18 protein-coding genes are annotated in these 26,044 nt (G+C 27.3%); 2 read left to right on the top strand and 16 right to left on the bottom strand.

The genetic code is table 11. The features are described from left to right. The first annotated feature begins 669 nt into the window (after nt 1-669). Nucleotides 670-2,025 (top strand): Trk system potassium transporter TrkA, encoded by a 1,356-nt coding sequence (trkA, locus tag E6771_RS06615; protein ID WP_316090430.1) that lies wholly within the window; start codon nt 670-672, stop codon nt 2,023-2,025. Between the two features lie 12 nt (nt 2,026-2,037). After that, nucleotides 2,038-3,489 carry a TrkH family potassium uptake protein gene (locus tag E6771_RS06620; RefSeq protein ID WP_316090431.1) on the top strand — a complete coding sequence of 484 codons (1,452 nt, stop codon included), beginning with the start codon at nt 2,038-2,040 and terminating at the stop codon, nt 3,487-3,489. Nucleotides 3,490-3,570: 81 nt separating this feature from the next. Here the strand turns inward: E6771_RS06620 and E6771_RS06625 are convergent, their stop codons facing one another. The 16 genes from E6771_RS06625 to E6771_RS06700 form a co-directional block, all read right to left on the bottom strand. Next, nucleotides 3,571-5,088: an ABC transporter substrate-binding protein gene (locus E6771_RS06625; RefSeq protein ID WP_316090433.1), complete on the bottom strand. Its 1,518-nt coding sequence runs from the start codon at nt 5,086-5,088 to the stop codon at nt 3,571-3,573. A 66-nt stretch (nt 5,089-5,154) separates the two neighbouring features. Continuing rightward, nucleotides 5,155-8,238: a DEAD/DEAH box helicase gene (locus E6771_RS06630; protein ID WP_316090434.1), complete on the bottom strand. Its 3,084-nt coding sequence runs from the start codon at nt 8,236-8,238 to the stop codon at nt 5,155-5,157. Between the two features lie 116 nt (nt 8,239-8,354). Then, entirely contained in the window at nt 8,355-8,726 is a 372-nt protein-coding gene (locus tag E6771_RS06635; RefSeq protein WP_316090435.1) for a DUF2085 domain-containing protein, read from the bottom strand. Beyond that, a complete protein-coding gene (locus E6771_RS06640) occupies nt 8,726-9,001 on the bottom strand; it encodes a hypothetical protein (RefSeq protein WP_316090436.1) in 276 nt (91 codons plus the stop codon). Before E6771_RS06640 ends, E6771_RS06635 begins: the two co-directional genes overlap by 1 nt. Before the next feature lie 174 nt (nt 9,002-9,175). Then, entirely contained in the window at nt 9,176-9,466 is a 291-nt protein-coding gene (locus tag E6771_RS06645) for a hypothetical protein (RefSeq protein ID WP_316090437.1), read from the bottom strand. Nucleotides 9,467-9,477: 11 nt separating this feature from the next. After that, nucleotides 9,478-11,166 carry an SWIM zinc finger family protein gene (locus E6771_RS06650; protein WP_316090438.1) on the bottom strand — a complete coding sequence of 563 codons (1,689 nt, stop codon included), beginning with the start codon at nt 11,164-11,166 and terminating at the stop codon, nt 9,478-9,480. Further along, nucleotides 11,142-12,251 carry a VWA domain-containing protein gene (locus E6771_RS06655; protein WP_316090439.1) on the bottom strand — a complete coding sequence of 370 codons (1,110 nt, stop codon included), beginning with the start codon at nt 12,249-12,251 and terminating at the stop codon, nt 11,142-11,144. The genes E6771_RS06650 and E6771_RS06655 overlap by 25 nt, the downstream gene beginning before the upstream one ends. After that, complete coding sequence (locus tag E6771_RS06660; RefSeq protein WP_316090440.1) at nt 12,241-14,685, bottom strand: DUF5682 family protein; 2,445 nt, start codon at nt 14,683-14,685, stop codon at nt 12,241-12,243. The genes E6771_RS06655 and E6771_RS06660 overlap by 11 nt, the downstream gene beginning before the upstream one ends. Further along, a complete protein-coding gene (locus tag E6771_RS06665) occupies nt 14,646-15,758 on the bottom strand; it encodes an AAA family ATPase (protein WP_316090441.1) in 1,113 nt (370 codons plus the stop codon). The genes E6771_RS06660 and E6771_RS06665 overlap by 40 nt, the downstream gene beginning before the upstream one ends. Nucleotides 15,759-15,760: 2 nt before the next feature. Then, nucleotides 15,761-19,171: a DUF4132 domain-containing protein gene (locus E6771_RS06670; protein WP_316090442.1), complete on the bottom strand. Its 3,411-nt coding sequence runs from the start codon at nt 19,169-19,171 to the stop codon at nt 15,761-15,763. A gap of 335 nt (nt 19,172-19,506) precedes the next feature. After that, nucleotides 19,507-20,361: a phosphatidate cytidylyltransferase gene (locus E6771_RS06675; protein ID WP_316090443.1), complete on the bottom strand. Its 855-nt coding sequence runs from the start codon at nt 20,359-20,361 to the stop codon at nt 19,507-19,509. Nucleotides 20,362-20,377: 16 nt separating this feature from the next. Next, nucleotides 20,378-20,983 carry a CDP-alcohol phosphatidyltransferase family protein gene (locus tag E6771_RS06680; protein ID WP_316090445.1) on the bottom strand — a complete coding sequence of 202 codons (606 nt, stop codon included), beginning with the start codon at nt 20,981-20,983 and terminating at the stop codon, nt 20,378-20,380. Next, nucleotides 20,983-22,683 carry a bifunctional alpha/beta hydrolase/class I SAM-dependent methyltransferase gene (locus E6771_RS06685; RefSeq protein WP_316090447.1) on the bottom strand — a complete coding sequence of 567 codons (1,701 nt, stop codon included), beginning with the start codon at nt 22,681-22,683 and terminating at the stop codon, nt 20,983-20,985. Before E6771_RS06685 ends, E6771_RS06680 begins: the two co-directional genes overlap by 1 nt. 22 nt (nt 22,684-22,705) lie before the next feature. After that, a complete protein-coding gene (locus E6771_RS06690; RefSeq protein WP_316090448.1) occupies nt 22,706-23,998 on the bottom strand; it encodes a dual specificity protein phosphatase family protein in 1,293 nt (430 codons plus the stop codon). Beyond that, nucleotides 23,988-24,731, bottom strand: a complete 744-nt coding sequence (locus tag E6771_RS06695) for an SDR family NAD(P)-dependent oxidoreductase (RefSeq protein ID WP_316090449.1) — start codon at nt 24,729-24,731, stop codon at nt 23,988-23,990. Before E6771_RS06695 ends, E6771_RS06690 begins: the two co-directional genes overlap by 11 nt. Further along, nucleotides 24,731-25,849, bottom strand: coding sequence for a patatin-like phospholipase family protein (locus E6771_RS06700; RefSeq protein ID WP_316090450.1), 1,119 nt, complete (start codon nt 25,847-25,849; stop codon nt 24,731-24,733). Before E6771_RS06700 ends, E6771_RS06695 begins: the two co-directional genes overlap by 1 nt. Between the last annotated feature and the right edge of the window lie 195 nt (nt 25,850-26,044).

Raw genomic sequence — 26,044 nt, forward strand, 5'->3', positions numbered from 1 at the left:
CTTATTCGATTAATATATCTAATATGAATCCAAAATAATTAATATTTTTTATTTTTTCAACAAATTTATCAAATTATAATTTCCTAAGAAATAAAAAAAAGACTGATCTTTTCAGAACAGTCTCAACCTCGGGGAGAGATTTTTTATATAAAATTTTTATTATTAGCGTTTCCCTCTTTATTAGGAGGGCTTATAAAATTTTAAGTAAAATCTTTATATAATGGGGGTATTAAGATTTTTACTAGATTCTTTATTATTTTTTATATATATTATTTAGACTCTTAATTTTCTTAAAAAGTTTAAATATTTTTTATTTTTTGTTTTCCCCCCTCTTTTTTATCAGAGGGGAGATCATTTTTTCTGGGGGAGAAAAAATCTTTATTATTTTGTTGTTTTATTTCTATGATATTTAGACTCTTACTTAAACAAAAAAGTTTAAAAGTTTTTTTATATTTTATTTTTTTATACTTTTTACCATAGAACTATCTAAAAATTAATAGATTATTATTTTACAATATAGACAGTAGACAACTTTTTTCTTATTAAAAACTTGTAAAAGAACCTTTAATTTTTATTTTATATTTTTTAATTTTGGAAACATTTGAATCTTATGATATAATTACCTCATACTAAAATTAATAGAATTATATTTTTAAATAGGAGTACAGTATGAAAATTACAATTGTTGGTGCAGGAAAAATAGGGGAACTGCTCTGCAAAGACCTTGCTATAGAAGGAAATGATATAACACTTATTGAGGAAGATCCAAAGATACTTGACAGGATTCTCTCATCTTCAGATATTATGGGATTGGTTGGTAATGGTGCCAACTGTGAAGTCTTGAGGGAAGCTTCTGTAGAAACAGCTGATATTTTTATAGCTGTTACACATTCTGACGAGATAAATATTATTTCATCTGTAATAGCAAAAAAAATGGGAGCTAAATATACAATAGCCAGAGTAAGAAATCCTGAATATTCTTCACAAATGAAGTTTATGAGTGACTCTCTAGGAATAGATATAATGCTGAATCCAGAAGCAGAAGCTGCCTTTTTTATAGCTAGAAATCTTGAATTTCCAAATGCTTTAAATGTTGAAACTTTTGCAGGTAATAAAGTGAATCTTGTGGAAGTACTTATAGAAAAAGATACTTATTTAGATGGAATAAGATTGATGGAATTTAAAAATAAATATTTTGCCAGCTTACTTGTCTGTATTGTAAAAAGAGGACAGGAAATACATATTCCAACTGGAAATTTTATCTTACAGGCTGGAGACAGAATATATGTAACTGGTATTCAAAGTGAACTTTCAAAATTCTATAAATCTCTTGGTCATAAAGAAGAACGTATAAAATCTGTTATTATAATAGGGGGAGGACGTATCACTTATTATCTGACAGATATTCTTTTAGAAAAAATGATAGATGTAAAAATAATTGAAATCAATGAAAACAAAGCACAAGAGTTGAGTGGTATATATGAAAATGCTGTTGTAGTACATGGAGATGGAACTGACAGTGAGCTTCTCGATGAAGAAAGATTTGGAGAATATGATGCTTTTGTATCTCTCACTGGTATAGATGAAGAAAATATTATCCTGTCTATGTATGCAAATAAATTAGGAATTAAAAAAACTATTACAAAAATAAATGGTGTATCCTTATTTAACGTTTTAGAACTTGTAGGACTTCAATCTATTGTCACTCCTAAAAAAATAATTGCTGATTATATAGTAAGAATAGTTAGATCACTTCTAAGTTCACAAGGAGAAAATATTGAAACTCTTTACAGGCTTGTTGATAATAATGTTGAAGCTATTGAATTTAAAGTTCCTGAAAACAGCAAAGTTATTAATATTCCATTAAAAGACTTAGATACAAAAGATAATCTTTTGATTGCATATATTTTAAGAAATGGTCAACTGATCTTTCCAGGAGGGCTTGATATTTTAAAGCCTAAGGATAGAGTCATTATTGTCACTACTGAAAAATTCTTAGATGATATTAATAAAATATTGAAATAATGGGGAATGATTATGAATAATAAAATGGTGAGATATGTTATTGGACATATCCTAAAAATAGAAACTGCTTTTATGCTGATTCCATTAGCATTAAGTTTTTTTTATCATGAAAGTATCATTGTAAAAAAATCTTATATTTTTACTATAATATTGCTTTTGTTTTCCAGTCTTCTTATTTCTAAAAAAGTTCCTGAAAATCAAAAGATTTATGCCAAGGAAGGTCTTATCATTGTATCTGTTTCATGGATAGCTCTGTCATTTTTTGGTGCTCTTCCTTTTGTATTCAGCAAAAGAATACCTTCGTTCATAGATGCTTTTTTTGAAACAGTAAGTGGATTTACTACAACTGGAGCCAGTATACTATCTAATGTTGAAGTTTTAGAAAATTCTCTTTTATTTTGGAGAAGCTTTACTCATCTGGTTGGTGGAATGGGTGTACTGGTTTTAGCATTAGCTATACTTCCTAAAAATAATAATCAGTCTTTGCATATAATGAAAGCTGAAGTTCCAGGTCCTACATTTGGTAAGTTAGTTGCAAAAATGTCTTATAATTCTAGAATTCTTTATATGATATATATTTTCATTACTATCATTATAACAATACTTCTAAAACTTGGTGGTATGCCACTTTTTGATTCAGTTGTTCATGCCTTTGGGACAGTGGGAACTGGAGGGTTTGGAATAAAAAACAGCAGTGTAGCTCATTATAACAGTTCATATATTGATTATGTTTTAGGAATAGGGATGCTTCTGTGTGGTATGAACTTCAACCTTTTTTATGCCTTGCTTTTGAAAAACTACGCACAGGTATTTAAAAATGAAGAATTAAAATATTATTGTGGTATAGTTGTAATGGCTGTAATTGGTATTGGAATAAATATTGCTCCAACTTATAAAAGTATTGGTCGTTTATTCAGAGATGTATTTTTTACTGTTTCATCAGTGATTACCACAACAGGTTATTCCACTGTTGATTTTGATACCTGGCCTGTATTTTCAAAAACCATTCTTCTTCTCCTTATGTTTGTAGGAGGATGTGCTGGGTCTACAGCAGGAGGTTTAAAAGTATCAAGAATAGCGATACTCTTTAAAACTGTTATTGGTGAATTTAAAAAAATAGGTACTCCCAACAGAGTAATAAATATAAAGATGGATAAAAAAGTTATAACTAAAGAGTTATCCAGTGGAATAAGCACTTACTTAATGCTCTATATCACTATATTCTTAATAGCTATAATATGTATATCTTGGGATTCTCCTGATTTCCTATCAGCTTTCAGTGCAGTTGCAGCTACATTTAACAATATAGGGCCAGGTATGGGAATAGTTGGACCAACATCTAATTATGCATCTTTTTCCGATGTAAATAAATTGATATTGTCTTTGGTAATGCTCTTAGGAAGATTAGAAATTTTTCCTATATTAATATTATTTTCGCCTAGTTTATATAAAAAACTTAATTAATATTTTTCAATAAATATAATTATAATAAAAAAACTCTCTCAATTGATCACTGAGAGAGTTTTTTATTTTTCTTCTATTTATTTACTTATCTTTTTTTATTTTTGTTAAAACATGATGTCCATTTGGTCTGAATATAAAATTAGTTATACTTTTTCTCATTCCTACTAATTCATTCTTTCTAAGAATAGGTATCAATGGAAGATCTTCCTCTAATATAGCTTGACCCTGTCTATATATTTCAGCTCTTTTTTCAAGATTTGTTTCTAATCTCCCTTGTTCTGCAAGTTTATCATATTCTGGATTACTATAAAAACTTCTATTTCCAGCAGCTCCTCTTGCATCAGTATGATAAAGTGGATATAATACAATATCTGAATCATTAGTTCCTGGAAACCATCCTCCCAATATTAACTCATGCTGTCCAATGGCACTTTTTTCAAGATAAGTTCCCCATTCAACTGGCTCTATTATCAAATCTATTCCTAATTCTTTTAAATTAGCTTGTATAATTTGAGCAGTTTGAATATTAGCTGGTGTAGAATCTGTCATTATTTTCATTTCTTTAGGAATATCTCCAGCTTTATTTAAAAGTTCTTTTGCTTTATCCAAGTTCAAGCTGATATCTCCTGTTGGTTTTCCTCCTATCATATTAGGACTTACCATTGAAGTAGCAGGTTCTCCAGCATTATCATAAACAGCACTTAATATTCCTTCTCTATCTAATACATAATTTACAGCCTGCCTGAATTCTTTTTTATTAAATGGCGTTTTTTCAGTATTGAATCCCACATATTCTGTTCTCATAGATGGTCTGTTTACTAAAGTAAGATCTTCATTCTCTTCTACAAATTTTATATCTGATGGACTAAGATTATATGCTATATCTACTTCTCCTGTTTCCAGAGCTATAAGTCTATTATTTCCTTCAGGTATCACTTTGAATACAAGTTCATCTATTTCTGGTTTTCCCATAAAACTATTTTCAAAAGGTTCAAATTTTAATACATCTCCACTATTCCAGTAAGTAAGTTTAAAAGGTCCTGTTCCATTTGGATTTACAGCTATTTCACTTTCTCCTCTTTTTAGTGTATCTTCTTTATTTATTATTCCACAAAGAGAAAGAGTCATATTATATAATAGTGGTGAAAATTCACTTGATAAAAGTACTCTTACATGTGAATCATCTACTATTTCCACTCCGCTTATTTTCTCTAAAAGTATACGAGTTCCAGCCTTTTCTCTCATTCTTTCCACAGAAAAAGCCACATCTTCTACTGTGAGTTCAGCATCATTATGAAATTTTATTCCTTTTTTTATAGTAAAAAGAATTGATTTTGGATTTTCAAATTCCCATTTCTCAGCTATTTCAGGAATAAGATTCCCTTCATCATCTACAGCTAAAAGAGTATTAAATACCTGTCTTGCTACAGTCATAGAAGCTACCTGATTAGCAAGAGGAGGATCCAAAGTTTTAGGTTTTGCTGCCTGCGCTACTGTCACAATTACTTTTTCATTTTTTACTTCCTTCTTTTCTTCTGCTTTTTCTCCACACCCCAGTAAAAATATTGATAATACTGCCACTGCTACTTTTCTTATCATATGTTCCTCCCAAGATTACTTTAATATATCTACTTTCTATCATGTTTATTAATTTCTGTCTAGATTTTATTTTGCATTTAATAATTCAAATATATCTTTTTGAGTTATAGAATTTAATCCTTCTTCTTTTTCATCTAATATTTCTCTTATTAATTTTTCTTTTTCATCTTTTATTATATTTATTTTTTCCTCAATAGTTCCTTTAGCTATCAATTTAAAAACATTGACATTCTTTGTCTGCCCCATTCTATAGGCTCTATCAGTAGCTTGATTTTCAACAGAAGAATTCCACCAAGGATCAAAATGTATCACAGTATCTGCTCCTGTAAGATTGAGTCCGCTTCCTCCAGCTTTTAATGAAATAATGAATATATCTCCTTCTCCAGAATTGAATCTCTCTACCAATTCCACCCTATGCTCTGATTTTGTTTTTCCATCTAAATATAAATAAGTCATTTTTTTAGGTATATTCTTTTTTATTATATCCAGCATTTCTGTAAATTGAGAAAATAAAAGAACTCTATGTCCACCACTTTTACATTCTTCTAAAAGTTCTAATAGAGTTTCCAATTTAGAGCTTTCTCCATTATAATTTTCTAAAAAAAGTTTTGGATGATTGCATAGCTGTCTTAATCTTGTAAGATACACAAGTATTTCTAACGAATTATTTTTTTCATGAATTTCTTTTTTAGACTTTTCTAAATAGGCTAAATACAGTTTTTTCTCCTCATCACTTAATTCAACTATAATATCAGTTTCAATTTTCTCAGGAAGTTCATCAAGCACTTCATTTTTAAGTCTTCTTAAAATAAATGGAGCTATCATCTCTTTTAATTCTTTTAAATTTTCACTATATTTTTTTAAAAATTTTGTATGTTTTCCTAAGTATCCTGGAAAAACAAAATCAAAAATACTCCATAACTCTAAAGTATTATTTTCTATTGGTGTTCCAGTTAGAGCTATTCTTATATCAGCTTTTATTTTTTTTACAGAGCCAGCAGTTCTAGACAGGAAATTTTTTATATTCTGAGCTTCATCAATCACCAATGTATCAATAGAAATATCTTTGTATAATTCTTCATCTTTAACTAAAAAACCATATGTACTTATGAGAATATCTCCAGTCTCTGAGTTTTCAATAATTTCTTTTCTAACTGCTGCTTTACCTTCTACAATATTCACATTAAGTTCTGGAGCAAATTTTTTAAATTCATTTCTCCAATTATACATAAGAGTTTTGGGTACTATTATAAGTTTCAATCCCTTTTTTTCTTTTATTGCTGAAAGATATGATATTATTTGGATAGTCTTTCCAAGTCCCATATCATCAGCTAATATTCCTCCCATTCCTAATTTTCTTAAAAATAAAAGCCACTGTACTCCTATTTTTTGATATTCTCTTAACATAGGGAAATTTTTATTTATAGTGACATTGCTTTTTTCTTTACACTGTATAATCTTTTGATATATATTCTCAAAATCATTTGTTAATTTTATATTGCTCAATTTTTCCAGAAAACTTGATAGAAAATATCCATAACTCTTTTCTCTTTTTATTGTTCCAGAAAGTATTTCATTTTTTTTAGCATCAGATTCAGCTAATAGTTTTGAAAGCTCTTCCATATTTTTATTTTCTTCTAAAAGGAGCATTTCTCCATTTTTTAAAATATAATATTTTTTCTTTTCTTTAATGGCTTTTAATACTTCATAAACTTCTTCATTTGTAATTCCATATACTTCAAAACTTATTTCAAAAAGATCAGTTATTTTAGTTGAAACTTGATAATTCACTGTTTCATATTTTTTTATTTTAAAATCTTTTGAATAAAGTATTTTATATTTTTCACTTAAATTTGGAATATCTTCTTTTACGAAACTATATACTTCTTCTGGATCATTTAAAATATATCTTTCATCATTTTCTACAAAATTATATTTTCCTAATATTTGAAAAATATCTTCTTTATCTACATCTTCATTTCCAATAACAATTTTTTCTATATCTTTTTTCTCTTTTCCATCAAATAATTTTTTTATATTTAAAATTATTCCTTCTCGTCTATATAAATCTATAAGTATTCCTGTCTCTATTAGTTTTGGCTCATATATTTTTTCTTTTAGTTTTTTATCTAAATTTATTTGACAAAATCTTGATATTTTATTTATAATATCTTCTATATATTCTTCCTTTAAGCCTATATTCCAATTTTTTAATTCCATTATTTTTTCAAACTCTCTGAACTCTTCCAGTTTTTTTGAAGATATTTTATATATTTTCGTATCAATAACATCTCTACATACAATATAACTATGTCCAACACTTACATATTTTCCAGAATCAGAAATACTCATATTTATTTTTTCATTGTAATGTTCTAAATTAATTTTTATAAATTTTTCTAAACTCTCTTCTTTAATATTTAATTTTTTATTTTTTTCTAATATATTAAAAAGTCTTTCAGTAGATTTTTTTCTTTCAAGTATTTTTTCAATAGAAAAAGCTGAATTTGAAGTATTAAAAGTATAAAATTCATGCAGCTCTTTTAAATACTCTATAAATTCTTTTTCCCAGCCACTAAAATAATCTCTTTTTGGGTTATATGTATATTTTGTTCCAAATTTCATTGGATTTTCTTCATAATTTGCTAAAAATTCTGAAACTTTATTATTAAGTTTATACCTTTTCCCATATGCTGAAAGTGTTATATCTATATTAAGACTTGGTTTATTTATTTCACTTTTATTAACTATCAATAACTCTATCTCTAAAAATATTCTATTTTTTTCAACTTCTTTCTTTTTAAAATATTCTATTATTTCCCTTTCTTCTGTTTCTTCTAATTCTTCAATAAAATTATTTCCTTCAAATGCCAAAGCTATTATATGTTCACATATGCATTTATTTAAATCAAAGTAAACACAATTACAATGAAAATCTATAAGTTCATTTTTGGTGAACTTTATTTCAGGAGTATATACTTCTCCAGTTCCATTAATTCTTCCTTCCATTTCAAATATAGTTTCATTTTTATTTTCACTTTTTTCTATTTGATAATCAAGGAGCAAACCATTATCATGACAATCTCTTCCTTTATCAAATACTTTTTCATTTTTTATTTTTCTGAATAAATTTAATAAGAATCTTGTCACTTCATCTTTAGAATCTGTATTAAAATAGATTCTATCCTCCTTTATTTCAATTTCTATGTATAATCACAAAGAACAGAATCAAATTAATTCAATTCTGTTCTTTAAGCTAATATTATCTATTTAATAAAAATATATTTTTGCAAAAAAAGAATAGCCAGTTTATGCATTATTCTATGAAAATATAGAAAAATAAATATAGTTCCCATTCCAAATAAAATCCCTGTAATAATTCTAAGAACATTATTACTTTCCCTTTTTCCTGAAGACTGTGTACCTCCATCAATTATTAAAGGAATGATAACTAGTAAAGCAAAGTACCCTCTTGGAACCTCTAATAAAATACAATAGATTATTCCTGCTATCCATCCCAATAATACTCCTGTACATCTTGCACATATTGGAAATTGCTTTCCTTTGAAATAAAAACTTCTCTCTGGTCTTGAGTGACACATGAACAATATCTTTAAAAATTTTTCTATTTTATCCATTAACTTGTTGTAGCAATAACCATTCCTACAATAAATACAAGAAAAATAAAATAGATAATAACAAATATTGCTCCTATGATTGCACTAACTAAAGCTCCTATTCCTACTGCTTTTGCTGTTTTAGGTTTTTCATCTCTCCATACCAGCCATAGTATCAGTCCAACTATTGGAATACAGAAACCTAGACATCCCCAGGCAAATCCACCTCTATCATCATTTTTCCTTGAAACCTTTTCTTCCTCTAATATATCAAATTCATTTTCTTTCTCATCCATTATTATGCATCCCCTTTAATGTTTTAATTTTAATTATATTTTAACACAGCTGTTTAAGTATTTCCAAATTATTTCCTCTTTTGCTCTAAATTTGATACTTTTATTTTAAGAAGCAATCACTTCCATAACCTCATTTATAAATGAAGTTGCTCTATTTAACAGGAATAAAAAGTTCTATAAAACCATATCTTTTGCATTCTGAATATAAAATTCTAACTTACAGAATATATCAGTGGTTGCCCCTATATTATATTCAAAACTATTTCTTCTCTTATTAAGTTCATCTCTCAAATTTTTTACAAGCTCCTCTGCTCTATTCATTCCAGTTTTTCTGCATAATTCCTCTATTTGTTCAAGTTTTTCAAAAGTTGCAGGCTGTACTGTATGAAAACCACTTAAAAAAATATCATTCATAATATTTTCTGTATCATTTATTATTGTTTCTAAAACATTATTATTTTTCATTTTTCACCTACTTAAAAAAATATATTTCTTACTTGACCATCTTGTATACCACTTAAAAATTTTCCATATATTATTCCATTCTTTTCAATAATATTTCCAAGTATATAATCAAAATATAGTCCAGTTTTATTTTTTTCAAAATATTTTATAGCATTTTCTGATACAGAATTGTATTTTATATCAAATATTATAGTATTTCCATTTGAATCTAAAGAATCAAATTTAAGTTTCTGTTCTATTTTATCATATTCTATATTTTTTATTTCCTCTGCTTTTATTAAAAATATATTTTTAGTAGCTGAATATGGTTCAAAATACCTAAATTTATGCTTCTTCAATTCATCTATGATAAAAGAATAATCAGAAACAGCTAACTCATGTATATCTTCTTCAGTTGTTTTGCCTTTTATATTACAAACTGTAGATTTTGTAGAAGATATCTTTCCAAGGGAAAGTTTTGCATCTTTCAAAACCATTTTTGACACAGATACATCTTTAAAAGAAAGTTCATTTGACCATACCTGTCCCATATTATACAAAGTGCTTAATTGTGACCTATTTTCATAAGGCCTGAGGGTGCTCATTGATAGAATATTTTTTATATCTTTACAATAAAAATATACAGTTATCAGAAGGTCATTTCTTTTTGTAATACCTCCAGAAGCTCCTAATCCAATTAACTCAATGTTGTCAAGATTAAATTTTTCCTCTCGTCTCTGCCCTGCCAGCATCAATTTTTTTCTGTTATCTTCTATTATAAGAAGAGCTGATGTTCTATTATAAACAGAACACAATATATGCATCAGCCTTTTATTAGAAAAAGATATATTTTTAGAAAAATAAAATCCAAGTTCACTTGAAAGATTTTTCAGTTCATCTGCTGCTGCAAAAAGTTTTATTCCATAAGTCTGTATATAAAATTTTTCTGTCTGACTTATTTCATTTCCAGTCAACCCAGATATTCCACGATCAAATATTGAACTTATAAAAATATGAAGATTTTCTATAATCTCTCTTTCTTTTTCTCCTATCTCTATCTTATCATATTCTGTATCTTCTTCTGTTATCTTTCCTTCTTTTATTAAATATGATATTAAAGCATATGCTTTATGTGAACATATTCCCTTCTCCTTACAAGAACACATTGCATTTTCTATAGACTTTTCTTTAGGAAAATATACTTTTACATTTTGACTGGCAATAGTTACAGTTAACATATCTCCATATTCAAAAACAGCTTCATTTCTTATAAAGATTGAATTTATAAGAGAGTTATAGATTTTCTTTCCTACGATTTCCAGTACCTTTTCTCCTGTAAGTTTTTTTAATTCCTCATAAAAAATTGTTTCATCAATTTTTTCTTTTTCATCTTCTTTTATTTCTTCTTCTATATTTTGATTATTATCATAAAATTCTTTTAAATATAGGAGTGCCATTACAGTATGTTTACAGATACTTGAAGATGGACATGTACATTTACTGTTTTGCACATTTATATTTAGCTCTACAACTACATCTTCTATTTTTACCTCTATGGTTCCTGCATTTTTTACTGACAATAAAATATTTTCTCTAGCTTTTTCCAGATCTTTTACAGAACGTTTATATATTCCTTTATTTGAAATACTTACTATAAATTCTTCATTGATAAAAGGAAGAAAAGACTTTATTTCATTTATAATACTATTTTTGCTATCCATTGTGCCAACTCCTTTGGTGTTATAGCTGCTACATCAGCACCTAAATTTGCCATTTTTTGAGCAGCATTTTTATCATAACTACCTTGTGCATTATAATCTAAAGCAGGAAGTACAAACATTCTTGCACCTGTTTCTATGATATCAAAAACTCTCCTGTACATTTGTCTGTAATCATATCCATCATAGAGATCGCTTACTAACACAACTATTGTTTTTTGAGGCTGAGTTATTTTAGAAGCAGCATAATCAAGAGCTTTTGATATGTCTGTTCCTCCTCCCAGCTGTACACTTAAAAGAGTTTCCACAGGGTCACTCACATAATCAGTCAAGTCCACTACACTTGTATCAAATACTATCAGTTTTGTATCTATCATAGATAATTTAGAAAATATTCCAGCCATAACAGCACTATAAATTACAGAAGATACCATACTTCCGCTTTGGTCTACCACTATTATTATGTGATATTCATTTTGTTTTTTTATACGAGAAGAAAAATATAATCTCGAAGGAATGAGAACTTTTCTTTCTGTATCATAATTTTTTAAATTTCTTCTTACAGTTTTTTTAAAATCAAAATTTCTCATTGTACGAAGTACTCCACTTTTATATGGATTTTTCTTTCCATGAAAAGCTTCTATTATCTCTTTTCTTAATTGCTCTTCAATCTCTTTAACTACTTCCCCTATTATATTTCTAGCTGTTTGCAATACTTGTGGACTCATCATTTTTTTAAATGCCAATATATTTTTTAATAATTCCATATCAGGCTGCATCTGCTTAAGAATCTTTTCATCAGTAAGAAGTTCTGTCAGATTATATTTAGAAATTGCTTGTTTTTGCATTATTTCTACTGTTTCTTCTGGGAAAAGTTCTCTTACTTTTCCTATCCACTCTGGAACAGTAAGACTTGAAGCTCCCCTTCCTCCATCCTTACGTATTCCCTGTTCTTCTGAGTATTCTCTTGAATAAAGAAAATCAAGGACAGAATCCATAGTGGCATATTGAGGGTCAAGACTCATATTTTCCTGAGCAAATTCTCCCAGAACAAGTCTCCACTTATTAAGTGTTTTTTTATCTTCCATTTTCTTCCCCCTTTATTAAAAGCCACTCATCCAGTTTTTCAGCACAATATTTATCAATATCTGCCGCTTTTTCTATTTGTTTTTGATCAAAAACATCTCCATATAATAATGCCTCTCCTGATATGTCATAAAATGAAGATACTTGTTTAGCAATTTTATCAGTTTCAAAAGGAAGAAAATATGTAAATGCAAATCTCAAATCTGGAAGTATCTCTAAAAATAAATCTCCATCAGTGTCTTTCAATATCTCATCTAAAGAATGAAGCATTCTATCATCTACAAAAACTATATCTTTGGCTATCTTAAAAAATCCTTTTAAGAAAGATGCTGACATTTTTTTAGAAACATCAGATCCATTAAGATAAGAATTAAACTTAGCCATAGCTTCTTCTAAAGATATTCTTCCTTTCTTAAAAAGAACTGCACTCCCTGATCCAGAAAGAGCTGTATTAGCATTGTTATCTTCATATATGGAAAACATACTTTGAATAAAAGTTTCTTCCTCTTCTCTATTTAAACTATCTATAAAATAAGTATACAAAAATTTTATCCCATCGCAAATATTATCTTCATCTTCTTTTTTAGAATTTATAATAGTATAAATCAATGTAAGCATACGATTTAAATTCAATTCTATTACCTTATCAAGCATTGGTATATCTATCCCAGTAAAACTTGTATTATAAGTTTTGACTTCGCTAAGATTTTTAAAACAATCAGATACACTTAAAAAATCCATATCATTACCTATTATATCCATCAGCTTTTCAAAAATAATACCATATACACTGTTTAAGCCCATACGATTTGCCTGTAAAAGCTTTTCTGAAAGTTCTCTGGCATTACTATGTTCAGCTGATATTCCTTTTATTATCAGAGAAAGACATGCTTCTTCTACTGTTCCTCCATATGCAGAGTTTGTAATAAGAGCTACCTGTACTCCTGGAAAAAATCGATATTCCCATGTTTCCCTAAGAAGTATTCTTCCTTTTCCAGTATTGGAATCCTGACCTCTGATATAATGACAAAAATCTGTTTCTAAAAACTTCATTTGATGAAAAAATCTGCTTTTCTCTCTATGGCTTTCATTATTATATACATCCAGCTTAGTTTCTTTTTTCATACTTACTGTTGTAGCTATTTTAAATTTTTTACATTTTACAAAAAAATCATTTACTAAAGGAGGAACTCCGCAATCTGGATCTATACTCCCCATTTCCATTCCAGTAAGAAGTCTGTAGAGATTTTTTAATGATGGCTGGTGATATGAATTTATTTCTCCTTTTACAAAAGATGCCTTGACTCCATCTATCAGTTCAAACACTCCACATTCTTTTTTTTCTCTCAATTCTCCTAATCCTCTGGCCATATAATATGACTGCATTTCATCTGCTATTGAAAGAGGCTGTTTTTTTCTTACAGCTCCAGCTGTATTAATAATAAAACGCAATACTGATTCCTCAAAAGGTTTTTTTCTATTTTTATTTATATTCTCCCATACCTTTTGATAGAAAAATGGAAATACCATTCCTGATTCATATCCTGAATTTCTATCAGATTCTTCAAAAGAATAAGGCATAAGATAACTAGGTGAATCTTCTTCCTTTATGCTCTCTATTTTAAATGAAGGAAGTTTCTTTGCTGTAATAAGGTTTACAAGTTCTATTGTATGTATTCCGCCAGTTACAACTAATACTTTTTTATACTTTTTCATAGCTTCTCGAATATTCTCAGCCATATAATACTCTCGGATTATATCTCCATGATAAATTAATTCATCCTGAGAAGTATTCTCTCTGCTGTAATAACAATAATAAAACAGGCTTTTTAAAAAACTTTCAGTTTCTGTATGAAATCCCTCTATTTCAAAAAGCATCTCCCATAGTTCATTAAAATTTTTACAACCCATTTTTTCTATGAGCATTTTATAATAACTGCTTTGTAAAAATACTCTGTCATCTTCATAATTCTCTATATTTTTTTGTTCTGGGTTGGGAGTATTTAAAAGCTTTTCTCCGTAGCTGAGATCAATAAATTCACAATGTATCCCTTTCTCTGTTCCTTTTCTCAATGCAGTTAGCTCAGGAGAATAATCAAGAAATGGATAAAATGCTCTATATTTACCTTTTTCTTCATTTATTTTTCCTGATTTATCATCATAACTTAGATATATGCAGAAAGGTGTTTTTGTTTTATCTGATACTGCATATTCTATTAAATGCCCTGCATTTTTAGGTCCTTCTATCAATATAGCTTCTGGCTGATACTCTTCTATTACTTTTTCCAAATGAAAAGAACAGACTGGACTATGATGTCTCACTGGAAACAGTAGGAAATTTGAAGATAAATCATAACTTTTTTTAAAAAGCTCATCTATCCTCTTTATTTCTTCACCTATTTCAAATTGTTTCTCGCCTCGTAATAATCTATCCATAATGACCCCTCTTTTTCTGCTCTTTTTTTCACAACAGTTCCAAAATAATTTTTAAGTTTTGACAAATCATCTCTATTTTCCTTGATTACTGCTCCTTTTATATTTTGAACAAGTTTGTCAGCAGTTATTTTCCCATCACTATAATAATATGAATCAATAGCAGTCTGGAAATATACTGATACTGCTTCTGCTGTACTCATAACTGATGATGGTATATCTACTTTTATATTTTCATAAGTTATACCTTCTCTTAACTCTCTGAAAGTCAAAGCCAGTACCTCAATAACATTATGGTCTATTTTCATTTCTATATTAGCCTCATTAAACATTTTTTCACATTCCTGCTCTATTATTTTAGCCTCTATAGTTACACTGCTTACTGGAAGAACTGTTTCAAAATTAAATCTTCTTTTCAAAGCACTACTCATCTCGTTAATACCCTTATCTCTAGTATTAGCAGTGGCTATCACATTAAATCCAGGTCTTGCATACAATACTGGTTCTTCTGCAAACTCTGGAATATTCAACATTTTATCACTCATAACACTTATCATGCTATCCTGCATTTCCAATGGGCATCTAGTTATTTCTTCAAAACGAGTTATTATTCCTTCTTTCATTCCAATATACAGAGGTGCTGGAACAAGAGCTTCTCTTACAGGTCCTTTTGCTAAAAGCATTGCATAGTTCCATGAATATTTAATCATATCTTCAGTAGTTCCTGCTGTTCCCTGAATAGTGTTTGTAGTTGTTCCGCAGATAGCTGCAGATAAAAGTTCACTCAACATAGTTTTAGCTGTTCCAGGATCCCCTACAAGCATAAGTCCTCTATTTCCAGCAAGAGTAATTATACTTCTTTCTACAAGAGAATCATCTCCATAGAATTTTTTAGTTATTTTTACTTTTTTTCCATTATACTCTATGGCTTTATCACTTCCAAGGATGAATGTTCTCACTGCTTTTGGAGACATAAGCCAATTTTCTGGTTTTTTTCCAGTATCTGTATTTTTCAATACTTCTAACTCCTCAGCATATTTCATCTCCATAGTAGGTTTTAAAATTTTTACTTCCACAACTATTCCTCCCTGTTTTCTATAGCTTTTTCTGTTATCATATTTCCTGCAAGATATGCAAGACTAATAAGTTTTTTAGGTACTTTTCTAAGAATTATTTCACTATTGCTTTCTCTTGAAATAAAACTTATTTTAAGTATACTGATAATTGTACTATAATCTCCTGGATAGAAATTATTAGTAGATATAAACATCTTTATATTACTTGATTCATCTATAAAAGTACACCCACAACATTCTCCATATTCAGCAAACTCCATATTGAAACCAAGTTTATTTGCTGCACTTTTGAAAGTTGAAGCATAAATTTTCTTTGTTTTGAATTCTGTTATCTCTTTTTCTTCAAGCTCTTCATCTTTTAAAGTATATACTGGGATATTTAATTGATCTACTGGCTGTACTATTTCATAATCTTCCAATTGTTCTGTCCATGCTGCCAACTCTTCCTCATCTATATCAGCTGGGTGTAATGGAAGTATATATGTCCCATTTTCCAATTCGTACTCTTCTTCATCCACTGTATTAAATGTTCCATCTTCCATGTATCTGAAAGTTTTTATAATATTTCCTTTACTGTCTGCCTCTTCCCATACAAGTTTTGTTGCAAAGCTATTCATTATAGGATTTTCTATAAACAGTTCCTTCCATTTATCTATACTCCATTTTCTTCCTATTATAACTGCTTTAGCTATTCTTAACTTTTGAGATTCTATAACAATTTTGATCTGTTTTTTTATATTCTTTAATTCCTCTTTACATTCTGCCGCCATATCTTCATTATCATTATTTTTAGCTGATGCCTTTGGAAGTGATTTTATCTGTTTTCCTGTGTTATCAAAAAGTGTTATTTCCATTTTATCATCTAATACAGCTTTAAATTCCCTTTCTCCATAACTGAATATTCTAGTTCTGTCTTTTCCAAATCCTAAATCGGGAACTATTATATCATCCAGTTCATCTCTAGACATTCCCATAGCTTCTGCTGCTATATCCATAGCCTCAAGAGCTGCTCTTTTTACTCTTTTATTTTTATGTTTTCTTGACATACTGTCTACTGTAAGCAATGCCATTTTGCTTCCATTCATACATAAAGATTGGATAGCAAAAGTTGCAAGACCAGGCTTACTGTTCTCTGCCCAGAAGTCTATTTGCTTTTTAATCATAGGTATTTGAGTCTCACCAGCTGTAAGAGCTAGAGGTAAAAGTAAATTTCTATATTTTGTAGTTGATCCTTCAGCAATCCACATATCAAAAATATTCTTCATTAAAAGTCTCAAATCATAAATATTTACAATTTCCTGTATTTTTTTGCATCCTTTAATTATATATAGATCTTTTAAAACTATATATTCTGATACAAAATATTTCATTACTTTTTCTGAAATTTTTTCTTCTGAATCTTTTATTCTAACATTTCCATAATCTATTTCTTTAGCATAAGGAGTATTTTTATCATTAGTTTTTGTATATAGATTTTCTATATATTCTGTCACTTTATTAATATCCTCCATTGCTTTTAAATCCTTTTCTATTTTATCATTATCCCATATTCTTATAAGACGCATAGCAGTATCAGCAGTTATTTTGCTTTTAGCTCCAGCTAATTCCTCTATCTTAGAACGTACTTCATTTTCTTTAGATTTAAGCATATCTTCTACCATACTTGTTACACTTTTTATTTTCTTTTCAAATACATTAGTAAGTTCTACATAATCAAATCCATTATTTTCTTTGTAAAGAATATTAATAAAATCCTTTAGACTTTCTATTTCAAAAAAATTATTTTTTAATAATTCATATATCTCTTTTTCATACTTATGAGCAAATTCTAAAAATTCATCTTTTTCTATTGCATCTTCTCTAAATCTATAGTCAAGATATCCTTGACAGATATCTTCAAATGAAACTCCCAATTTTTCATAAAGCCTTGTATAGACATTTTCATTTTTTACAGGACATACACATTTATAATTTATTATAAAATGGAAAAGATATCTTATATATCCTTTCATCTTAAAAATTACTCCAACAGCATTTCTTGCCACTGTAGAATATTCTATTAAAGAAAGAGCTGAAACATTTATTTTATTAGCTTTTGCTCTATATTTATATGCACTTCCACTTTCAGATATTTTTATTCCATCTAGTACTGCTTTTTCATTTCTCAAGAATTCAAAATCTTCCATTCCTATCTCAGGAAATTCATATCCATATACTTCTTTATTTGCATATATTTCACTATATGATTTTATAAATAGATTCTCAATTTTACCTAAATACTCTTTTTTCTCTGCTCCATCAATATAGTTATTTTTTATAAGAAGACTAAGAAGTATTCCTCCCATAATGTCTTCTTCATCTATTTCTCTTTTCATTATAGATTTAACATAATCTGGGGATAATTTCATACTTCCTTCTATTACCTTATAAAAATATTTTTCATTATGTCTGTAGTCATTTGAAATACGTTCTAAACAGAAATCTAATTTATATTTATCTGAAAGCTTTAATTCTTCTATATTCTTCATAGTCTGTTCATCATTATTATGAACATAAAGAAATGTCACAGGTTCTGCCATTGCTGCTATTCTTATACCTTGAAAAATAATATTTGAAGCCATTTTTATCTCTTTTATTATTTTATTAATTAAAATAGTTTCATGCATTTCAGATGTAAAAACTAATTTTATTTGAACAACTTCATTATAATATTTATCTATTTGAGTATCTCTTATATCATTTTCTAAAATTCTTTTTACAGTTTTATCTTTTAATCTTTTCTTTAAAATACTATAAAAAAATCTTTCCAGTTTTTCTACTACTTTTTCTTTTTTTCCAAAGAAAATATTACCTATTTTTTCCATTGGTGTACTTTCATTTTCATTTACTAATTTTGTTATAAGAATTATTCCTGCTGCAAAAGCTGCATTTCCATTTACTTTATCATATTCATTTATATATTCATCAGCAATATCCTTATAATTCTCAATAAATTTGTCTACTGATTCTTTTTCTGTCTGCCACCAATATCTTGTAGTATATAAAAGAGTTTTCTGGAAATCTTCTTTTATAAATGCCTTACTGAATCCTAATTTTTTATAAAGGCTATATTTTCCACTAAAAAGCTGAAACTGAGTGCTCAGTTTATCTGGACATTCTTTATATAACAGTTCTGTATATCTTTTTAATACCTCTCCATCTTCATTATCTATAAAATTTTTATTTTCATCAAAACACCCTAATTGATCAAAACCATATGCCTGATACATTGATATTTTCTGTCTTAAATCATTACCTGATGGAGCTGTATTTGTTTCCCCTAGTATATAACTTTCAATCTGTTCTTTCAATTGAGGTTCTTTATAAGAATACACATTTCTCATAATAATTTCTGCTGCTTCTTTTCTTGCCATTTTTACCCCCTGTGTTTTATAATAATTTTATCTATTTACCTGAATAGACAGGTCTTGATCTTCTTTCTTATTATACTTCAAAATTTCAAATAAATAAACATTCTCCTATATATATTTACAGATAATTTTTCCGCAACTATAAGTAAACAGTTATTAATCCTCTTTTCTTCGTTCTTTCTTTATCAATCAGCACTTTCAAACTTTACAAAATAAAAAAGAAGCATTTATAAAGAATTTTATTCTATCTTAAAAATTTTAGTAAAAATATTTACTTTCTAATTTTTATCTTTAAATATTTCTCTATCTTTTTAATAAGCTTCTTTAAATTAAAGTATTTAATTCAAGTATAATGTTATCAACAAAATAACAGGAGAATTAAAAATCAAACTGTCTACACGATCAAGTATTCCCCCATGACCTGCAAGTATAGTTCCTGAATCTTTCTTATTTGCCTTCCTTTTAAAATAAGAAATTGAAATATCTCCTAAAAATCCTAATATAGCTATTATTGGTCCCATCCAAATATTAATTTTATATCCATAAGCTGTATTTAAAAAGAATATGGTTGCTGTTGTCATTATTATTCCACCAACTACACCTTCTAAAGTTTTATTTGGACTGATTTTAGGAGCTATCCTTCTTTTGCCAAAAATATTTCCAGTTATATACTGATAAACATCATTCAGTTCTATAAGTATAATCCAAGCTAAAATTAATAGAATTCCACTTTCTATATTTACAAGATATGAAATAAAGCTTATGAAATAAACACTGAAAAATAGACTTAAAATTATTTTTTCTTTTTTAAAAAATATATTAATAAATATTATTATAGATGGAATAAAGAAATAAAAAATATAAATCATATTCTGATATATTATAAAATAATTAATCCCTATTATTAATATACATATCATTTTTATTCCAAAAGTTCTTTTTACATCAAATAATTTTAAAAATTCTATTAATGATAGATAAGATATCAAAATAAATAAAATAATCATTGATATTTTATTTATACTTCCTAGATAAAAAATACCAATTATCATCAACCATGTTTTTATTCTCTGGCATAGATTTGTATATCTTTCTTTACTAAATTTATTTTTTAACAAATAAACAAATATATATGCTCCTATTGCTATAAAAAAGAAAAAAATAAGTATAGGAATTTTCTGAAAAATATTCATATCATCTTTTCCTCCTCTATACAATATTTTTTAAAGTAGCTTTTATTCTATTATATATAGTGACTACTAATAAAAATATTCCTAAATATATGAGATAGTTTATATATTTATTATCTATTCCTATAAATATGAAAATTGACAATATACTTACAAAAAAAGCTCTGTCACTTTTACCCATTGGTCCTTCATAATGTCTTTTTCTATCAATCTGTATAGCCACTATTCCTGTATATTCTGATAATATTCCTAAAAAAGTAAACAGCATAGTTGATATAATATTAATATTTACAGCAGAAAAAAAGCACAGAAAAAAAACTGTATCTGCAACTACATCTCCAATCTCATTGAGAAAAATACCTAAATTTGTTTTTTTATCAAATCTGCTGGCAATCATTCCATCTAATGCATTAAAAGCCATTCTTATTAAGAAAAATAATGGAACTGTCAAAAATAACCATCTATATTTTGAAAATATATAAAAAATTACAGAAAATATAATGCTTAAAATCATAGTTCCAATGGTTATCTGATTAGGAGTTATACCAAAAGAGTTCAACTTTCTGCATAATGGCATCAATAAATCCTGAAATTTTTTCTTTAAATTATATATTGAAATATCCATTATTCTCCTCTCTTTTCAACTAAAGAAACTGTAAAAATTCCAAAATTATCTATAAGCATCTTTCTTTTTTCTAATCCATTATATCTGAAAATATTATCCAGTTCTTTTTGACCTCTTCTTCTCATTATCCAGTTTCTTTCTCTATGATTATTTAAAACAAAAGCTATCTTATGAAGTTGAGGATGCCATGGCTGACCTGTATATATAATGCATCCATTTTTTTCAAGTATTTCAACAGCTCCTTTTACTGCCTGATTTATAAGTTCATTTTCATTGAACAATTCAAATATTCCTGAAATTATAATTATATCTGGTGTAAACTCAAGTTTTTTATAAGTTTCATAATCAAAACAATCTAAATTAGTAAATCTTATCTTTTCCCATCCATTTTCTTCAATGACTTTTTCTCCTGTTGCTATATTCTCTTTTTTAAATTCATTTATTATAATTTCAACATCTGGAAATTCTCTTTTAATGTCAAAAAGATAGTTCCCAACTCCTCCTGCTATATCTAATATCCTTACATCATTTTTGGATAATGTTGTTATTCTTTCTCTGACTAATTCAAGAAGATTTTTCTTTCTCACTCTTATTCCCTGCCACCCTATTTCATTCAAATAGCATCTGTCCATGAATTTCCCTATCCCAAATTTTCCATCAGTTTGATTTTTATAAATATAATCAAGAGAAGGTCCTGAATCAAACCCATGCTCCAATCCTATACTCATTCCCTTACTTAACCATCCTAATTTATTTAGAAGAAATTTTTGTATTCCAAAAGATACTTTTTCTTTAATTGGGATCATCTTCAATAAAATAGTTTCATATTCTTTTTGAGAAAATTTTTCTGGAAGAATATTTATACTTTCCTTTTTTAAACTATAACTTTTTATAATAAAATCATCTATTTTTTTATAAACTTCTTCTCTTTTTTCTTCAAACATAATTCCATGATAGAAATCCTTTAAATATACAAATTCTTTTAATTCACTTCCTAGTTCTAAATAGAATTTTTTCTGAGAATTATTTTTTACGACATAATCTTTTCCAGCAGAAAAAATGATTGTAGGAATATCAATGGCAGCAGAATCATCAGCTAATCTTTTTCCTGCATCTAAAAGATCAACAAGAAGCCTAGCATTGATATCTTTAGTTATTAATCTATCTGAATCATATTTCTTTTGCTCATTTACATCATGAGTCAGTACCTTAGATTTAACATAACTTGGAACTTTGGCATTTTTATTAAGCTTTGTTAAAAGCATAATAGATTCCTTTGCTAAAGGAACATATAATTTTATTTCAAAAGCAGGAGCAAGAAGTGCCATCCCAGCAATTTCAGGTGCATAATCATGTACCCATGCTGTTAGAATAACTCCTCCTATACTATTTGCTACTATAAAAATATCTTTTTCTAATATTTTATATTCTTTTTTTATAAAATTTACAAATGAATTTAAATCTCTTACATAATCCATAAATATTGGAGAACTTTTTTCTTTTGTACATCCATGACCTCTTAAATCATAAGAAAAAATATTATATTTTTTAAATCTTTCGCTAGTTGCAAAATCATTTAATCTCTCTGAATGTTCATGACCTCTATGAATCACAATTAAAGTTTTTTTATTCTCATCAAAATTCCAATTTCTATAAAATATATCTGTACCATCAAAACTTTTAAAATAATTCATCTCCATAAAATTCTCCTTATTTGAATTCTCAATATTTTTCAATAATATCTAATATATAGTTTGGAATTACAGCATATTTAACTATTTTTTTTATTACTGAAACAGCTTCATTAGTTTCAACCTGGTAATTCTTTTTTAAAAAAGCAATTCCTAATGCTGTGCTCCTTGAATATCCCATTAAACAATGGATATATATTTTTTCATTTTTCCCCAAATTTTTATATTCTCCTAATATAAATTCTAAAGCAGATAAAAATATTTCTTCATTAAAATTACAAATATCTAAAAGAGGAAAAGAATAATATTCCCCTTTCTCTTTCAATATCCTGTTTTCCTCTGCTTCAGCTGATAAATCTATTATGATAATTTTTTTATCTGAAATAAATTCTTTAACTTGTCTGTCATTTAATTTTGAACCAATAAAAATATCTGGTGCAATTTCTTTCCAAGGATTTTCCTCATATTTTCTAAAAAATTTCCATAATATATTATAACAAAACAAATATGGGAAATATATTATTTTATTATATGGTGTTATTTTCCCCACTTTCTTTATAAAATTTGGATTATTTTCTATATATGCTTTTCCAACGAGAAAAAAAGTTAAGGAAGGAAAAAATAATACTATGCTCCAATTAAAAAATATTATTCCTGTTGAAAACAAAAGAAAACTAAGTAAAAAATAAATAAATCCTATTTTCTTATTTCTTTCATTAACTTTTTCTGAAAAAATAAATAAAATAAATATAGTAAGCAGCAAAGCAAATATTATATCTATAATATGGTGCTGATAAATAAAAATTGTTGATAATCCCATGAATAAAAACCAAATATAAAATACATATTTTACTTTACTTTTTATTTCTTTCTGAAATACTATTGCAAATACTATTGCATAGCTGATATGTAGAGATGGACATTGGTTAAAATTATTGTCCATTCTTTCAAGAAATTGGAAAATAGTGTTTAAAAAACCATTGCTTATTTCAGGCTTTTCAAATGCAAACTTCAAAGGAAATATAAAAAAAGAAATTGATGATATTACTGTTATGGAATTTATTTGTTTTACTAATATATATAAGCTTTCTTTTGTTTTGCATAAAAAAAATATTATTACAAAAAATATACCAGAACTCATATATGGAATTATTAACCATGAAATAAAGGGTATATTTTTCTCCCAAGGAAAATAAAATGATGGTACTGATTCTAAAGTGGAAGCATGTATTCCAGCTGCTTTATAAAAAAATATAAAAATCAAGTAACTTATTATCATCCATAAAAAACTTTGAATTTTTAATTTTATATTTTTATTTTCCATTACTTTTCCTTAAAAGTATCTTACTTAACATTTTTTTAGGTAATATAGAAAGGATAGAAACAATTATTTTCATTTTCAAGGGGAATATTATTTTTTCTTTATTCTCTTTAATACTTTTGATAATAATATCTGCTGCATATTCTTCTGATATTATAAAAGGTTTTTTAGAGACATCATTATTATTCAATTCCCTCAATTTTAAAGTATCAATATACCCTGGTATAACAGCTGTCACCCTTATTCCAAAATCTGCCAAAGCTTCTCTGTATGCTTCACATAAATTAATAACTACTCTTTTTGATTTGCTGTATACTGATGCCCCTGGATATTCTAACAATGCTGCCACTGAAGATATTGCAGCAATATGCCCATTTTTATTTTTCAACATAATTTCTCTTGCTATTTCAAAAGCATTTATAGTTCCAGCTATATTTACTTTCAGCATATTTACAGCTTCTTCCTGAGTTAATCTTCTAGTACGGCTATTTGAATAATTTCCAGCTGAAGCTATCATTATATCCAATTCTCCATTGGAGAAATCTTTCACTGCTTTTTCAAAAACTTCTTTATCATAAGTATCAAATCTATAAATTTTGAGTTTATCATTTTTTCTTATTTTATCTATTTTTTCTTTATTACGTCCACAAACTGCTACTTCATGACCTTGTTTTAAATATTTTTCAGCAATGGCCAATCCTATTCCTGATGTTCCTCCTGCAATAAATATTTTCATTATATTCCTCCAGTATTAATTTTTCTAAATATTTCAGAGGTATTATATATATTTTTATTTCTCATATTTTTTTTATTATTCTTTCCACTTATTATAGCTTCCTTTGCCCGTTCATACCCATATTTCCATTGAATATCTACATCCTCTCTGAATTTTTCATATTCATCTGGAATTGATAATTCAACTTGTAACTTAAGTAAATTCAATCTGGCTGTCACATAATGTCCTTTTAATTTTGAAGGAACATCAGATGTATCTATCCAATAATCTCCATAGGAATCATGTACTTCTTGCAATCTTTCATTTCCACTATAACCAAAAACTGATTTTACAGAAGAATCCTCTATTTTATCATATTCCTGTTTTAGCTCCAGTATTACTTCATCTGCTAATAATTTTGCCAATTCTATTGGTACAAGATTTATTGCCCCACCAGCAAAATATTCATCATTATGTAGTACTGGTTTAGTATAAAACATATCTGAAATTGATATTCTTGCTGCTTTTAATAAAGAAAAATCTGTTATTATTTCTTCTTTTTCTGCAATTGTGCTTTTCAATAAAACTTTTGATTTTACTTTTAATTCCTCTTTTTTAAATAACTTTTCTGTTTTTTTATCTGTAAAAATAACCTCTTGGTACAATTTTCTATCTCCACATATTTTACCTGTTTCAAATTTATCAAATAGTATTTTAGAACCAATTATAATAGTTTTAATAGAAAGATTTTTTCTTTTACTCAATGTTGGAAGATAATTATCTAAATCTTCTGGTATATCTACTAAATATTTATCAAAAATATTTTCAATATATAATTTTTTTCTTAATTCCCTCAACTTACAATCAATACCTATTCTATAGAGCATTTTTTCTCTAGTTAATTTTAAAGATTTCATAAAACCATATAACTCTAATGACTTCATATATTCTTTTATCTCAATGTCGGTTTCAAGTGAATTTATAATGGCAGCAGCTATTGCTCCACCACAGCTTCCTATAATGAGATCAGGTGTATGCCCCATATCTTTCAATGCAGAAAATATGCCCCCATAGACAGCAAATCTGGATCCACCTCCAGAAAAAATAACAGCTTTTTTATATTTCTGTAGTTTTTCCATATCTTTATTCCCCTCAAAAAAATTTTATCTGTATAAAACTGAATCTAATTAAATTTTATCACATTAATACTTACTCTACCATTTAAATTTTAATATAAAAAAGAGATGCTTAATGCATCTCCAACACCCTATTATTTATTTATATTTTTAGAAACTCTAAATTTTACTATTCTTTTAGAGATAATTTTTAACTTT

The sequence above is a fragment of the Fusobacterium sp. genome (genome assembly GCF_032477075.1).
Taxonomy (GTDB): domain Bacteria; phylum Fusobacteriota; class Fusobacteriia; order Fusobacteriales; family Fusobacteriaceae; genus Fusobacterium_A.

What these genes read in the sequence shown, in the direction of transcription:
- trkA (WP_316090430.1), top strand. Translation starts at nt 670, where the DNA reads ATGAAAATTACAATTGTTGGTGCAGGAAAAATAGGGGAACTGCTCTGC.
- E6771_RS06620 (WP_316090431.1), top strand. Translation starts at nt 2,038, where the DNA reads ATGAATAATAAAATGGTGAGATATGTTATTGGACATATCCTAAAAATA.
- E6771_RS06625 (WP_316090433.1), bottom strand. Translation starts at nt 5,088, where the DNA reads ATGATAAGAAAAGTAGCAGTGGCAGTATTATCAATATTTTTACTGGGG.
- E6771_RS06635 (WP_316090435.1), bottom strand. Translation starts at nt 8,726, where the DNA reads ATGGATAAAATAGAAAAATTTTTAAAGATATTGTTCATGTGTCACTCA.
- E6771_RS06640 (WP_316090436.1), bottom strand. Translation starts at nt 9,001, where the DNA reads ATGGATGAGAAAGAAAATGAATTTGATATATTAGAGGAAGAAAAGGTT.
- E6771_RS06645 (WP_316090437.1), bottom strand. Translation starts at nt 9,466, where the DNA reads ATGAAAAATAATAATGTTTTAGAAACAATAATAAATGATACAGAAAAT.
- E6771_RS06650 (WP_316090438.1), bottom strand. Translation starts at nt 11,166, where the DNA reads ATGGATAGCAAAAATAGTATTATAAATGAAATAAAGTCTTTTCTTCCT.
- E6771_RS06655 (WP_316090439.1), bottom strand. Translation starts at nt 12,251, where the DNA reads ATGGAAGATAAAAAAACACTTAATAAGTGGAGACTTGTTCTGGGAGAA.
- E6771_RS06660 (WP_316090440.1), bottom strand. Translation starts at nt 14,685, where the DNA reads ATGGATAGATTATTACGAGGCGAGAAACAATTTGAAATAGGTGAAGAA.
- E6771_RS06670 (WP_316090442.1), bottom strand. Translation starts at nt 19,171, where the DNA reads ATGGCAAGAAAAGAAGCAGCAGAAATTATTATGAGAAATGTGTATTCT.
- E6771_RS06675 (WP_316090443.1), bottom strand. Translation starts at nt 20,361, where the DNA reads ATGAATATTTTTCAGAAAATTCCTATACTTATTTTTTTCTTTTTTATA.
- E6771_RS06680 (WP_316090445.1), bottom strand. Translation starts at nt 20,983, where the DNA reads ATGGATATTTCAATATATAATTTAAAGAAAAAATTTCAGGATTTATTG.
- E6771_RS06685 (WP_316090447.1), bottom strand. Translation starts at nt 22,683, where the DNA reads ATGGAGATGAATTATTTTAAAAGTTTTGATGGTACAGATATATTTTAT.
- E6771_RS06690 (WP_316090448.1), bottom strand. Translation starts at nt 23,998, where the DNA reads ATGGAAAATAAAAATATAAAATTAAAAATTCAAAGTTTTTTATGGATG.
- E6771_RS06695 (WP_316090449.1), bottom strand. Translation starts at nt 24,731, where the DNA reads ATGAAAATATTTATTGCAGGAGGAACATCAGGAATAGGATTGGCCATT.
- E6771_RS06700 (WP_316090450.1), bottom strand. Translation starts at nt 25,849, where the DNA reads ATGGAAAAACTACAGAAATATAAAAAAGCTGTTATTTTTTCTGGAGGT.